12 protein-coding genes are annotated in these 14,256 nt (G+C 37.6%); 10 read left to right on the plus strand and 2 right to left on the minus strand.

The genetic code is table 11. The annotated features are described in order from the left end of the window. Positions 1 to 13 precede the first annotated feature (13 nt). Entirely contained in the window at positions 14 to 928 is a 915-nt protein-coding gene (locus EKL99_RS06720; RefSeq protein WP_126576616.1) for a dimethylarginine dimethylaminohydrolase family protein, read from the plus strand. 75 nt (positions 929 to 1,003) lie between these two features. Then, positions 1,004 to 1,939: a citrulline utilization hydrolase CtlX gene (gene ctlX, locus EKL99_RS06725; RefSeq protein ID WP_126458924.1), complete on the plus strand. Its 936-nt coding sequence runs from the start codon at positions 1,004 to 1,006 to the stop codon at positions 1,937 to 1,939. Positions 1,940 to 1,984: 45 nt separating this feature from the next. Here the strand turns inward: ctlX and EKL99_RS06730 are convergent, their stop codons facing one another. After that, a complete protein-coding gene (locus EKL99_RS06730) occupies positions 1,985 to 2,614 on the minus strand; it encodes a MarC family NAAT transporter (RefSeq protein ID WP_126451852.1) in 630 nt (209 codons plus the stop codon). A 142-nt stretch (positions 2,615 to 2,756) separates the two neighbouring features. On the opposite strand from EKL99_RS06730, the gene EKL99_RS06735 reads away from it, so the two are divergent. Continuing rightward, positions 2,757 to 3,125, plus strand: coding sequence for a CoA-binding protein (locus tag EKL99_RS06735; RefSeq protein WP_126458928.1), 369 nt, complete (start codon positions 2,757 to 2,759; stop codon positions 3,123 to 3,125). A 99-nt stretch (positions 3,126 to 3,224) separates the two neighbouring features. Here the strand turns inward: EKL99_RS06735 and EKL99_RS06740 are convergent, their stop codons facing one another. Further along, entirely contained in the window at positions 3,225 to 4,733 is a 1,509-nt protein-coding gene (locus EKL99_RS06740; RefSeq protein ID WP_126576617.1) for a sodium:solute symporter, read from the minus strand. A 577-nt stretch (positions 4,734 to 5,310) separates the two neighbouring features. Here EKL99_RS06740 and recR point away from each other — a divergent pair. The 7 genes from recR (at position 5,311) to EKL99_RS06775 (ending at position 14,230) form a co-directional block, all read left to right on the plus strand. Then, positions 5,311 to 5,931 (plus strand): recombination mediator RecR, encoded by a 621-nt coding sequence (gene recR / locus EKL99_RS06745; RefSeq protein WP_126451855.1) that lies wholly within the window; start codon positions 5,311 to 5,313, stop codon positions 5,929 to 5,931. A gap of 72 nt (positions 5,932 to 6,003) precedes the next feature. Next, positions 6,004 to 6,795 carry a polysaccharide biosynthesis/export family protein gene (locus EKL99_RS06750; protein ID WP_126458934.1) on the plus strand — a complete coding sequence of 264 codons (792 nt, stop codon included), beginning with the start codon at positions 6,004 to 6,006 and terminating at the stop codon, positions 6,793 to 6,795. Positions 6,796 to 6,810: 15 nt separating this feature from the next. Beyond that, positions 6,811 to 9,267, plus strand: a complete 2,457-nt coding sequence (locus EKL99_RS06755) for a polysaccharide biosynthesis tyrosine autokinase (protein ID WP_126576618.1) — start codon at positions 6,811 to 6,813, stop codon at positions 9,265 to 9,267. A gap of 228 nt (positions 9,268 to 9,495) precedes the next feature. Then, the gene (locus tag EKL99_RS06760; RefSeq protein WP_126458940.1) at positions 9,496 to 10,479 is read left to right on the plus strand and encodes an SDR family oxidoreductase; all 984 of its coding nucleotides are present in this window, start codon (positions 9,496 to 9,498) and stop codon (positions 10,477 to 10,479) included. Between the two features lie 121 nt (positions 10,480 to 10,600). Continuing rightward, positions 10,601 to 11,992, plus strand: coding sequence for a nucleotide sugar dehydrogenase (locus EKL99_RS06765; RefSeq protein WP_126458943.1), 1,392 nt, complete (start codon positions 10,601 to 10,603; stop codon positions 11,990 to 11,992). A gap of 220 nt (positions 11,993 to 12,212) precedes the next feature. Beyond that, on the plus strand, positions 12,213 to 12,674 hold the full coding sequence (locus EKL99_RS06770; protein WP_126458948.1) for a UpxY family transcription antiterminator: 462 nt from the start codon (positions 12,213 to 12,215) through the stop codon (positions 12,672 to 12,674). Between the two features lie 299 nt (positions 12,675 to 12,973). Beyond that, positions 12,974 to 14,230, plus strand: coding sequence for an ABC transporter ATP-binding protein (locus EKL99_RS06775; RefSeq protein ID WP_126576619.1), 1,257 nt, complete (start codon positions 12,974 to 12,976; stop codon positions 14,228 to 14,230). Positions 14,231 to 14,256: the final 26 nt, after the last annotated feature.

A 14,256-nucleotide genomic window follows, 5' to 3' on the forward strand; every position in this document is an offset into this window, starting at 1 on the left:
AAGTTAAAGATACATGTTAGAATTAAATGTAAATAATGAAACTTCAAGACTAAGGGCAGTTGTTTTGGGTTCTGCAGTACATAACGGGCCAACGCCAAAACGAGAAGAGGCCTATGATCCAAAATCGTTAGAGCATATATTGGCAGGGACTTATCCGATCGAGATAGATATGGTTCGAGAAATGGAAGCCTTCAATCGGGTTTTTGAAAAATATGATGTAACGGTGTTTCGTCCTGAAATGATTGAAAATTACAATCAAATATTTACCAGAGATATTGGCTTTGTAATTGGAGATGTTTTTGTAAAATCGAATATATTGCCGGATCGCGAGCGGGAATTAGACGCGATTCAGTACGTAATAGACCAAATTGATCCTCAAAAAGTAGTGCGCCCCCCAGAAGAAGTACACATAGAAGGAGGAGATGTGATGTTGTGGAATGACTATGTCTTCGTTGGTACTTATAAAGGGAGTGATTACCAGGATTATATTACAGCACGGACGAATCTTCAGGGTGTGCAGTACATCAAAGACCTGTTTTCTACTAAAATTGTAAAGGGATTTGACCTAGTAAAGTCTAAAATTGAAGCAAGGGATAATGCCTTGCATTTAGACTGTTGTTTTCAGCCTGTTGGAATTAATAAAGGGATTATATACAAAAATGGATTTCGAGAAGAAGCCGATTATTTATTTCTGGTTAATCTTTTTGGGAAAGAAAATTTATTTCACGTCACTAGAGACGAAATGTATCACATGAATTCTAATATTTTTTCTATCGATACCACTGTTGTGGTTTCCGAAAGAAATTTCACCCGACTGAACAATTGGTTGCGAGCAAACGGTTTTCTGGTAGAAGAAATTCCTTATGCCGAAATTGCAAAACAAGAAGGGCTATTGCGCTGTTCGACCTTGCCTTTGATTCGAGATTAATTCAATTTTAAAAACGTATTGTGGTAGAGACGCACTGCAGTGCGTCTCTACCACAAAAATAAAACACAAAAACCCATGAAACAAACAACAAATTCGATATTGATGATTCGCCCAGTAGCGTTTAGAATGAACGAACAAACGGCAGTAAATAATTATTACCAAAAAGTAGTAGACGGTCTTTTGCCTGCAACGGTAAACGCTAAAGCACAACAAGAATTTGATGCTTTTGTCGAAAAACTAACAGCAGTCGGGGTTGATGTTACGGTTGTTGATGATACCCTGAATCCAGATACACCAGATAGTGTTTTTCCAAACAACTGGATTTCTTTTCACGAGAATGGAGATGTGGCTTTATATCCTATGTTTGCTGAAAATCGCCGTCACGAGCGCCGCGAAGATATTTTAGATGTTCTGGAAGACAAAGGATTTGTGATTCATAATATTGTTGATTATACATCGGCAGAGGAAGATGGATTCTATTTGGAAGGAACAGGAAGTTTGCTTTTGGATAGAACTAATGCTAAAGCATATTGCGCTTTGTCACCAAGGGCTGATGAAGAGTTGTTTATCGAATTCTGTGAGGATTTTGACTATGCTCCAGTTATTTTTGAAGCATTTCAAACCGTCGGTTCGGAACGAAAATTGATCTACCATACCAATGTGATGATGTGTCTGGGGGACACTTTTGCTGTGATTTGTTCGGAGTGTATTGATGATAAAAAAGAACGTAAAATGGTCCTGGATAGCCTAAAAGAAAACGGGAAAGAAATCATTTTAATTACGGAAGCCCAAATGAATACTTTTGCAGGAAACATGCTTGAAATTCGTGGGGCAAAGGACAAACGATATTTAGTGATGAGTGCTGCTGCACATCAGAGTTTGACTTCAAAACAAATTGAACAACTGGAGCGACATGCTGAAATTTTGAGTTCGAGCCTGGATACTATTGAAGCATGTGGGGGTGGCAGTGCCAGATGTATGATGGCTGAGATCTTTTTGCCAAGAAAATAATTGTACAATTCAGGCAAATACACTGCGTTTTGCCTGAATTTAATCTTAGATCAAATTGCCTTTAATAATATTGATAATCGCACTTACAATATATTGGATTCCTATAGCAATTACAATAAAACCAATGATTCTGGAGATCGCTACAATTCCGGATTCTCCAAGTATTTTTGCTAAATAATGAGCACTTTTCAAGATGATGAAAATAGCAACTGCGATAGCAAGAATGGCAAAGGATGAAATGATAATTTCGCTAGTTGTATTGTGTTCCTGATAAAAAGCAATCAGCAGCGAAATAGATCCAGGTCCGGCTAGCATAGGGATAGCTAGTGGAGTCAGAGCGATGTCATTTCTTTTTTGAGCATCGTTTTCTGCTTTTTTGGTGATCCCCCTCTTTTTGTTAAATTGTCCCGAGAGCAATGAAAATCCCGAGTTTACTATGATAAGTCCTCCGGCAATTCGAAGCGCATCGATGCTAATGCCAAAAAAAATCAGCATATATTGCCCAATAAAAAAAGAGACAATTAAGATGATAAACACATTTATCGCTGTCCACAATGAAATCCTGGAACGTTCTTTTTTTGTGTCATGTTGTGTAAGTCCTACAAAAATAGGAACAGTACCAATAGGGTTCAACACGGAGAAAAGTGCGACAAACAGATAAATAAAAAGATCCATATTTTATATTTAAGGGTGTAAAAATACTCTTTTTTTACTTTTTAATGTTAGGGAAATGTTTTTATTGCATTGATAACTAAACTTGAAAATTCCGAAACGGACAAACCTTTTTGATTACTTTTGCTGCATATACTTATAGAAAATGACAAAGAATAAAAAAACACTAGTTCTGGGAGCAACTACTAAACCAGAGAAATACGCCTTCAAAGCGATCACTATGTTGGTAGACAAAGGACATTCGGTGCTTGCTTTAGGACAAAATGCTGGTGAAGTGGCCGGTGTGAAAATCCAGACCAAAGCCATTCCCATAAAAAATATAGATACCGTTACCCTTTATTTGAACCCTGCACGTCAGCGCGATTATTACAATTATATCGTCGAGGCTAAACCTAAACGTGTTATTTTTAATCCGGGAACTGAAAATCCAGAATTGTACCAATTGCTGAAGCTGAATGATATCAAAGTAGAAATAGCCTGTACCTTAGTATTATTGACTACTAACCAGTATTAATATTTTTTTTGGAGCTACCTCCAGCTGTTCGCTATATCTTTTCTTGTCCCGTTTTTAAAACGGGACAAGAAAAGGATGCCGCTGCCATCTGGGCTAAAACTAAAATCGTGTTTCTGAAGCCGCTTTTTTGCTAATTAACCACAATCCAAGAAAAGTAATAAGCCCGTTTACAATGATCAGCTCATTGTCAAAGACGTATCCAAAAAACAATGTTTTTGAATGTTCGCTGATAAGGTATGTGAGTGCAGGAGACAACAAACAAATTATCGGGACCAGTTTGTCTTTGACCGTTTTTGACTGTGCAAACAGCCCGAAACAATACAATCCTAAAAGTGGTCCATACGTGTAGGAGGCCACCCTGAAAATCATTCCTACTACGGAACTGTCATTTATGGAATTAAAGAAAATAATGACCAGAAACATCAAAAAGGAAAACGCAACATGAACCAGATGTCTGTCTCGGACTACATTAGGTTTGTTCAGATTCTCCGCTTTGTCCATTCCTAAAAAATCCACACAAAACGAAGTCGTAAGCGCTGTTAATGCAGAGTCAGTCGTAGCAAAAGTTGCGGCCGTCAATCCCAATAAGAATATAACTGAAGGTATCAGAGCCAGGTGATTAAAAGCAATTTCCGGGAAAAGCAAATCGGTTCTGGGCTTTCCGGTGTTTAAATCGGTGGGGATTTCAACCCCGTTTTTAGCGGCATAAACATACAGTAGCGCACCTACGCTCAGGAAAAATATATTGATAAGTACAAATATTCCGGTAAATGTGAACATGTTTTTTTGAGCTTCACCAATGGTGGCACAACTCAGGTTTTTTTGCATTAAATCCTGATCCAGACCTACCATGGCAATGGTTACAAAAATCCCTCCCAGAATTTGTTTGATAAAATGGAACTTACTCGACACGAAATCCTCAAAGAAAAATACTTTCGAATAGTTACTGTTTTTTACGGTTTCAAAAGCTTCAAAAGCATTTAAATTCAAGCTTCTGCAAATAAAGAAAAGAGTCATAAAAACAGAGGTCACTAAGAAAAAAGTTTGTAAGGTATCCGTAATGATAATGGTTTTGAGTCCGCCACGATAGGTATATGCAAAAATTAAAGCCAGCGAAATCAGCACGGTAAAGGCAAAGGGAATGTTGTAAAAGTCAAAAACGTAGCGCTGTAAAACGATCACCACAAGATACAATCGAAACGCAGAGCCTATTGTTCGGCTGATCAGGAAAATTGTTGCGGCAGTTTTATAGGAATACAACCCCAATCGCTGCTCGATATAGCCGTAAATCGAAGTCAGATTCATCCGGTAGTATAGAGGCAACAGCACTTTTGCAATAACTATAAAGCCAATGGCATTTCCCAGAACAAATTGAAAATACTTGAATTGTTCTCCGTTTGGCGCACCCACTTCTCCCGGCACCGAAATAAAAGTTACCCCGGAAAGCGCAGTCCCAATCATCCCGAAAGCCACTAAATACCATTTTGAGTTTTTATTGGCTTTGAAAAAAGCCTCATTGCCACTGTCTTTTCTACTTACAAAATAGGAAATCAAAAATAAAATCCCGAAGTAGATTACAATTAACGATAGAATGGTGAATGGTGTCATTTTTTTGAGTTTACAGGCAGCAAAATACGATTTTTTGTTTAATGAGTCATTTCTGGATCCGGATTCCCTTTGGCATATCACGAATAGCTACTGCTTAATTGGTTTGTATGCAACATTATAAACGATTTTATTTTAATATCGCCTACTAAAAGTATTGCTTTACGTCCAAAGCACTTCTGTTGAAAAAGGATTCTTTTTTATATAATGGCTTTTGCAAGCGACTCTATTTGTCAGTTTGGGTGTAGCCGAGAACCCTTGTTGCCTATCGACTGCACTCGATAAAAATGGCATTAAGTTTTTTTCATCAGTTCGAGTTGAGAAAAATTTGCGACAGGAAAAAGTTCCACCAGGCATCAAGAATCCTAACGTTTTGATAGCTTCTCGACACAATTTTAATCAGTAACGCTTTCGCATTACTATTCAAAAGTACTCGAAGTGAGGGCAGAAACAGCGCAGTCTTGATGACATTGCACCCAATAGTAGAAAAAACGGCGGACTAAAATCGAATAACTAAAGTATACAATCGATTCAAGAAATAACCGATTAAACAAATAAACAAATTGCTACATTTGCAGTTATGGAATTTTCTTCAAAATTAATAGAAAGGGCAGTCAATGAAATGTCTCAGTTGCCAGGAATTGGTAAGCGAACTGCACTGCGACTGGTGTTGCATTTATTAAAACAGCCCAAAGAGCAAACAGGATTTCTAGCGCAAGCCTTGGTGGCAATGCGGGAGGATATAAAGTATTGTGCGAGTTGCCATAATATATCGGACAGTGCGTTGTGTGAAATTTGTGCCAACAAAAACAGAAATCATCAAATTGTTTGTATTGTGGAGGATATCCGTGATGTTATGGCGATCGAGAATACAGGACAATTCAGAGGAATTTATCATGTTTTGGGCGGTAAAATTTCACCTATTGACGGCGTGGGCCCCAGTCAGTTGAACATCAATACTGTAGTTGAAAAAGTAAAATCCGGTAGTGTCAATGAGATTATATTTGCGTTAAGCTCCACAATGGAGGGAGATACTACCAATTTTTATATTTACAAACAAATTGGGGATTGCGGGATTATTATATCAACAATTGCCCGAGGAATTTCAGTAGGAGATGAGCTGGAATATGCAGATGAAGTTACCCTGGGCAGGAGTATTTTGCAAAGAGTTCCTTTTGAAAAGACTTTTAAAAATAATTAATTTGTTTAATGAATAATGTTGCTTTTTAAATCGTAAATGAAAAGTTATATTTGTCGCTTAAAAATATTGTAAATGAGCAAGTCGGTACTCTGTTTGTTGTTAGTTATAAGTGTGTTGCTTTTTTCCTGCATCCCTACTAAAGATTTAATTTATCTTCAGAAAAAGGATACCTCAGCACAAGAATCTACTATTGCTGTGGTAGGATCTAAGCCTTATCGGTTGCAAACAAATGATGTGTTGAGTATTACTATAAAAGCGATAGATCCTAAATTAGTTGCTATTTTTAGTCCTACAAGCGAAGTCGGTTCTGTAGGAAAATCAGAATCCGCATTGTATTTTGATGGATTTACAGTAGACGATCATGGAAACATAAGGGTTCCGGTCTTAGGAGAATTAAATGTTATTGGTTACACGCTGGATGAAATCAGAGTGAGAATCGAAAAGCAATTGTTAGCGGAGTATTTTAATGCCGAAGCTAATATTTTTGTAACCGTAAAATTATCGGGGTTTAGATATACGATCAACGGGGAAATTGGCAGTACGGGAACAAAAACATTATTTCAAGAGCAGGTAAATATAATGGAAGCCATTGCAAATGCCGGAGATATCTCTATAACAGGAGACCGAAAAGCAGTTACCATCATGCGAAAAACACCAACAGGAGTTCAAATGCATGATCTGGACTTGACGGACATCAATGTGATGCAATCGCCTTATTATTACTTACAACCTAATGATTATGTTTATATCAAACCGCTCAAGCAAAAAACCTGGGGAACCGGGAAAACAGGAATTGAATCCTTAGGAACTATTATTACGTTGCTGTCTTTGGCCACAACGACCTTTCTACTATTAAGAAATTAAAACAGCATTCAGAAAATGTTAGATATAAAAGATTTTTCGATTTTTGAAAATCAAGTCAGTTTTGATTTTAAGGGATTTTTAATGAAAATCGGAAGTTATTGGAAGTGGTTTTTACTTAGTTTAATAATCACTTTTACTATTGCCTATCAGGTCAACATCCGTAAAGAAAAAATATATGGCATGGAGACCCTCATTGCCATAAAGGAGGAAAGTAACCCTCTTTTTACTTCTAATACCAGTTTGGTTTTTAATTGGGGCGGTACCTCTGATCAGGTTCAATCCATCTCTACAACACTGCAATCCAGATCACACAATGAGTTAGTGGTAGATAAACTGCAGTATTATATTGATTACTTAGTTCAGGGCGAATACAATATGGTAGATGCCTACGGAGCAGTTCCATTCTATGTAAATATTGATAAATCGAAAGGGCAGTTAGCAGGAAATTTAATTGGAATTACGTTTCTAAGCGAAAATGAATATGAAATCAGAATTCCATTTGGGAATCAAAACGTCTCGGTCGTCACGTACTCCAATAATTCCTATGGCAATACAGCAGTCGAAATTGGTGATTTTGTAAAAAGATACAAAGTAGGAGAGTCTGTTTCATTACCCTTTTTGAATTGGAAATTACAAATAAAAGACAATCCCGGTTTTTACAAAGGAAATGAATATTTTGTGCGGTTTAATGATTTTGACGGAACAGTAGCTGGATATAAAGGGATCAGTTTGCGCTCAGATGATAAAGGCGGTTCTATAATTACCCTGGGAATGCAGGGTACTAATAAAGCCAGAATGGTCGAATATTTGAATTCGACTGTTGAAATGCTGATCAAAAGACAGTTAGATAGTAAAAACCAGTTTGCTACCAATACGATTGCTTTTATAGACAGTACACTTATTGCCATGGAATCCCAGCTCAAAGAAACCGGGAAAGAGCTAAAAACATTTAGAAAAGATAAAAATATTTATGATATTGAAGCGGGTGGTGCTAAATTCTCGGATAAGATTCTGGAATTTGATGTAGTCAAAGATGAAGTGACCCGTAAACTGTCCTATTACAATTCGTTAAAGGCTTATTTGAAAAACAGCACTAATTATGCAAAACTTCCAGCGCCATCTGTAGCGGGAATAGAAGATCCTAATATTGTAGTTAATGTTTCAAAATTGATCGCCTTGTCTACCCAAAGATCCGAAATGGCCTATGCCGTAAAAAGCGAGAAGATATTTAAGGATTTTGACAATCAAATGGAGGCGGTCAAAAATGTACTGTTAGAAAATATAGCTACTGCAAAAGCTTCGCTGCAATATGATTTAGCGATGGTGAGCAGTAAAATTAATGAAACCGAAAGTACCATAAAACAACTCCCGGAAGACCAGCAAGAGCTCGTTAAAATCAAAAGAAAATATGATTTGAGTGATAATATTTACAGCACCTTTCTTCAAAAAAGAAGTGAAGCAGATATTGTCAAAGCAGCGAATCTATCGGATGTTCAGTTTATAGATCCCGCAAAGGATATTGACGGCGGATTAATAGGCCCTAAAACATCCGTCAATTATATATTGGCCTTATTTCTGGGAATACTTGTTCCGTTGATTTTTGTATTTGGCATTTTTTTTGTCAATAATTCGATTCAAAATACGGAGGACATCAGTAAGTTGACAAAAATTCCTTTGATAGGCGTAGTCGGTGTCAATAAAGAAAATACAAATTTAGCAGTGTTTGACAGGCCTAAATCATCGTTGTCGGAATCTTTTAGAGCCATTCGGTCCTCGCTCCAGTTTTTGTACAAACAACAAAATGTAGATGGTGCCAAAACACTGATGATAACCTCCTCCGTTAGTGGTGAGGGAAAAACATTTTGTTCCATAAATATCGCTACCGTATTTGCCCTGAGCGAGAAAAAAACAGTTGTTATTGGCCTTGATTTAAGAAAACCAAAACTGGCTACTGAATTTAATTTATCTAATGAAGCCGGGATTGTAAATTACCTGATCAAGCAAAAAACGGTTGATGAAATTATAAATCACACCCACATTCCTTTTCTGGATGTGATTCTCTCCGGACCGGTTCCTCCCAATCCATCGGAGATGATCATGAGTGACGGAATGGGAGAGCTGATTGAAGAATTAAAGAAAAAATACGATTATATAATATTAGATACACCTCCGGTAGGGTTAGTGTCAGATGCACTAGAATTAGCACAATATTGTGATGTTACCCTTTATATTGTGAGGCAGAATTTTACTAAAAAAGACATGATTACCTTGTTGAATAATCGTATAAAACGAGGGGAATTAAATAATGCCAGTATAATTTTGAATGGTCTGGAGAATAAAGCTAAATACGGAACGGGGTATGGGTATGGCTACGGATACGGTACCTATACCAATGACTATTACGAAGAAGACAAACCCAAAAGTATGTATGAAAGAGTGGCTCAGAAAATACTTAATAGACCCAGAAAGTAATTTATTGATTACAGATATAGTTAAAACGATGCATTTTAGGGCATTTACTTTTTAGATTCAAAAACTTTTACCACGAATTTCACAAATTTTCACAAATTAATTCGTGATAATTTGTGAAATTCGTGGCAAATAAATAAGGGATACCACCGTGTAGACTTTAAGTCTGCCAACAAAAACTATGAACTTTTAGTTTATAGTGGTTTATTTTTTTTAATACAGAAAAATCAAATGAAAGAAGATATAAAAAAAACAGTGTTAATCACTGGAGGAGCGGGATTTATAGGCTCTAATCTGTGTGCCCATTTTTTGTCTAAAGGCTATAAGGTGGTTTGCCTGGATAATTTTGCCACCGGGCACCTGCATAATTTAAAAGACTGCATAAACCATCCTGATTTTCGTTTGATAGAAGGCGATATTCGGAATCCGGAAGAGTGTCAAAAAGCAGTCAAAGGCGCAGATTATGTGCTGCACCAGGCGGCTTTGGGATCTGTTCCCCGTTCTATCAATGATCCGGTGACCACGAATGACGTGAATGTATCCGGATTTTTGAACATGCTGGTGGCAGCAAGAGACGAAAAAGTGAAGCGATTTGTGTATGCGGCAAGTTCCTCTACCTACGGCGATTCAGAAGCGTTGCCCAAAGTAGAAAATACTATTGGGAAGCCGCTTTCTCCGTATGCAATAACAAAATATGTAAATGAATTGTATGCCGAAATTTTTAGCACAACCTATGGTTTAGAGACCATAGGACTGCGTTATTTCAATGTTTTTGGACGGAAGCAAGATCCCAATGGCGCTTATGCAGCCGTTATCCCGAAATTTGTGATGCAATTCATGCAACACGAAAGCCCAAAAATAAATGGTGACGGGAATTATTCCCGCGATTTTACTTATATTGACAATGTTATTCAAATGAATGAGTTGGCGATGTTAACTCAAAATCCAGAAGCGATCAATACGGTGTATAACACGGCGTGTGGCGATAGGAATACGTTGAATGATTTAGTGGGCTATTTGAAAGATTTTTTAACAAAATACGATTCTGAAATTGCAAACGTTACTGTAGTGTATGGTCCTAACAGAGCGGGTGATATTCCACATTCCCTGGCTAGTATTGATAAAGCAAAAGCCCTACTGGGATACAATCCAAAATTTGGTATGCAAGAAGGATTGAAAGAGGCGGTGCACTGGTATTGGGATAATTTATCGTAATACCGTATACCGTAGAGACGCGATAAATCGGATCTACATTGCGGATTTGATGCATTGCGAAATGTAGAGATGCGATAAATCGCGTCTGTACTGGGATTAAAAAAAATAAAAAAATATATAGATGAAAATCACAAAAATTTGTTGCATTGGAGCTGGGTATGTTGGTGGTCCGACGATGGCGGTTATTGCTCAAAAATGTCCGGAGATACAAGTTACAGTAGTCGATTTGAACGAAGAGCGCATTGCGGCTTGGAATGATACCGACACGGCCAATATTCCTATATATGAACCCGGATTGGACGTTATTGTTGCCGAGGCTCGGGGAAGGAATTTGTTTTTTTCTACGAATGTTGATAAAGCCATAGACGAAGCCCAGATTATATTTATCTCCGTGAATACCCCCACTAAAACGTATGGTAAGGGAAAAGGTATGGCGGCTGATTTAAAATACATAGAGCTTTGTGCCAGACAAATTGCACGTGTAGCCAAAGATAATAAAATAGTAGTGGAGAAATCGACACTACCGGTGCGAACTGCAGAAGCAATTAAGAGTATACTTGATAATACCGGGAATGGAGTACAGTTTCAAATCCTGTCAAATCCTGAGTTTTTAGCAGAGGGAACAGCTGTTACTGATTTGTTGCATCCGGATCGGATTCTTATTGGAGGCGATCCTTCGGAGGAAGGTAAAAAAGCGATTCAGGCCTTAGTCGATGTCTATTCGAATTGGGTGCCTGCCGCTAAAATATTGACCACTAATGTTTGGTCTTCTGAATTGTCTAAGCTTACCGCCAATGCTTTTTTGGCACAACGTATTTCTTCCATCAATGCCATGTCAGAACTGTGTGAGAAAACGGGAGCCGATGTCAATGAAGTCGCTAAAGCGATTGGAATGGACAGCAGGATTGGATCTAAATTTCTAAAAGCCTCCGTTGGTTTTGGAGGTTCTTGCTTTCAAAAGGACATTTTAAATTTAGTGTACATTGCAAAATCCTATGGTTTGAATGCCGTTGCAGATTATTGGGAGCAAGTTATTATCATGAATGACCATCAAAAAAGACGTTTCTCCAATTCTATAGTTCAAACGCTTTACAATACGGTTTCCGATAAGAAAATTACTTTTTTGGGTTGGGCATTCAAGAAAGATACGAATGATACCAGAGAATCAGCAGCAATTTATGTAGCTGATGATTTGATCAATGAACACGCAAAAATTGCGGTGTATGATCCTAAAGTTTCTAACAAGAAGATCTTGGGGGATTTAAATTATTTGGAAACCAGAAATGCAGAGGCGAATGCGAACAGTGTGCGTTCCTTTTTGGACCCGTACGAAGCCTGTCAGCAGGCACACGCTATTGCGATACTGACAGAGTGGGATGAATTTATCCACTACGACTGGCAAAAAATATATGATTCGATGCAAAAACCCGCTTTTATTTTTGATGGTAGAAATTTGCTGAACGGCCCGGAATTAAAAGCGATTGGTTTTGTGTATCAGGCGATAGGTTCGTGAGGGGTTAAGCGGTTAAACGATTAAACGATTAAACATTTAAAAGCTGATTGTGCTCAGCGGATTGCTAGTAGTTTTCAAGTAATGAAATAGAACAAAACGTCTCGCTACGCTTCGCACTCGAAGTGTCGTGTATTGAGAACCGTTTTTAAATAAATAATTCAAAAAGTGTATTCTGAATTCGGATAGGGAGAATTAATTTTATGGCAATACAAGATAAAAGATGAATTGGTATGTAGTGTATACAAAACCCAAATGGGAAAAAAAAGTGGCAGAACAATTACAAAAGATAGGTGTGGAATGCTACTGTCCTTTGGTAACCCAAATGCGACAATGGTCTGACCGCAAGAAAAAAGTGGAAGTACCTCTTTTTAATTCCTATGTTTTTGTACAATTAGAAGATTCGAAACGGAATTTGGTGTTTCAATCCGTTGGTGCAGTCCGCTATTTGTATTGGTTAGGAAAACCAGCAATTGTGCGTGATGAAGAAATTGAAGTCATCAAGAAATGGCTCAACACTTCGGATTGTGTTGATCTCACTGTGGCCTCATATCAAATTGGGGAAACGATACAATTAGAATCGGGACCTTTTGCCGACCAAAAAGCCACAGTTCAGGAAATGACCAATACCCATTATGTGCTGGTTTTGGAATCTTTAGGATGTGTGTTGAAAATGAAACGATGAGTTTTTAGTGTGCGAAGTGAGGAGAAGAAAATAGAGAAAAGAATAAGCTGTTTCGTCCGTCACTTCGAGTAATTTAGAAGAGTAATGCGAATGCTTTACTATTCTAAATTGTATCGAGAAGCCTGAAAAACGGAAGAGTTCTCGATACTTCGCCGCAATTTTCTATCGCAAATTGCTACTCCACTCGAACTGACGAATCTTTATAGTAATTAATTGCGGCAATTAGTGAGTAGTGAAGTTCGTTTATAGTACAACCTAATGCTCATTAAAAGGCCCATTTAAAAAAAAGATTCCAAAAAATGAAAGACATTATATTAAAAGCCGAAAACATCTCCAAGCAATACCGACTGGGCCAGGTAGGAACGGGTACTATGGCGCATGATTTGAACCGCTGGTGGCATCAAGTGCGTGGCAAGGAAAATCCGTATCTCAAAATTGGCGACACCAATGACCGCAGTACCAAAGGTACGAGTGATTATGTCTGGGCATTGCAGGATATTAATTTTGAAGTAGAACGGGGAGAGATTCTTGGGATTATTGGCAAGAATGGCGCAGGAAAGTCTACTTTGCTCAAAATATTATCCCGCGTTACAGCACCTACAACGGGAAGCATTAAGTTTGGAGGCCGTGTGGCTTCCTTGCTCGAAGTAGGAACCGGATTTAATGGCGAAATGACCGGCAGGGAAAATATTTATCTCAATGGGGCTATTTTAGGGATGACCAAAAAAGAAATAACCTCCAAGATTGATGAAATTATTGATTTCTCCGGTTGCGAACGCTACATTGATACCCCCGTAAAACGCTATAGCAGCGGAATGTATGTTCGACTGGCTTTTGCTGTAGCCGCATTTCTGGAGCCTGAAATTTTGATTGTAGATGAGGTTTTAGCCGTGGGAGATGCCGAGTTCCAAAAGAAAGCGATTGGCAAGATGCAGGATATTTCCAGAACTGGCGGCAGAACGGTTTTGTTTGTGAGTCATAATATGGCGGCGGTGAAGAGCTTGTGTACGAGGGGAATTGTGTTAGAGAATGGGAAGGTAGTGTTTGATGGGGGGATTGAGGAGAGTGTTGATTTATATCATAATGTTTCTTCAAATTTTGAATCTTTTTATAAAAGAGATATTTCGAAAGACTTTAGCGAAATTGTAATAGATGAAATAAATATCAATAATGAGGGAGGAAACTTAGAAAGCCGTTTTTATTATGATCAAAATATTGTAATTGATTTTAAATTGAATTCAAAATTTGAAATAAAAGATAATAATCGGTACAAAATGTTTTGTACAATTGTCAGCAAGAATGGTCAAAGAGTATGTTCATATGAAACCAATCTGATTAAATCTGAAAAAATACGATTAACTATTGAAGCAGAATTTTTGGTAAGAGGCGAGTATTTTTTAAATGCGTTTATACATGTCCCTCAACAATTAAGAATTGATGAAGTAAATGAAGTTTGTCTGTTTGAGATTTTAGATGAAAAATCTAGTTTGAGCATTCATGGATTATACAATTACGGACAAGTATTTGGAAAAGGGAAATGGGATTCTATTTTTTAGATGAAAAATTTTTATAAATTGTAATT

The sequence above is a fragment of the Flavobacterium sp. ZB4P23 genome, from assembly GCF_003970375.1.
Classification (GTDB): Bacteria; Bacteroidota; Bacteroidia; order Flavobacteriales; family Flavobacteriaceae; genus Flavobacterium.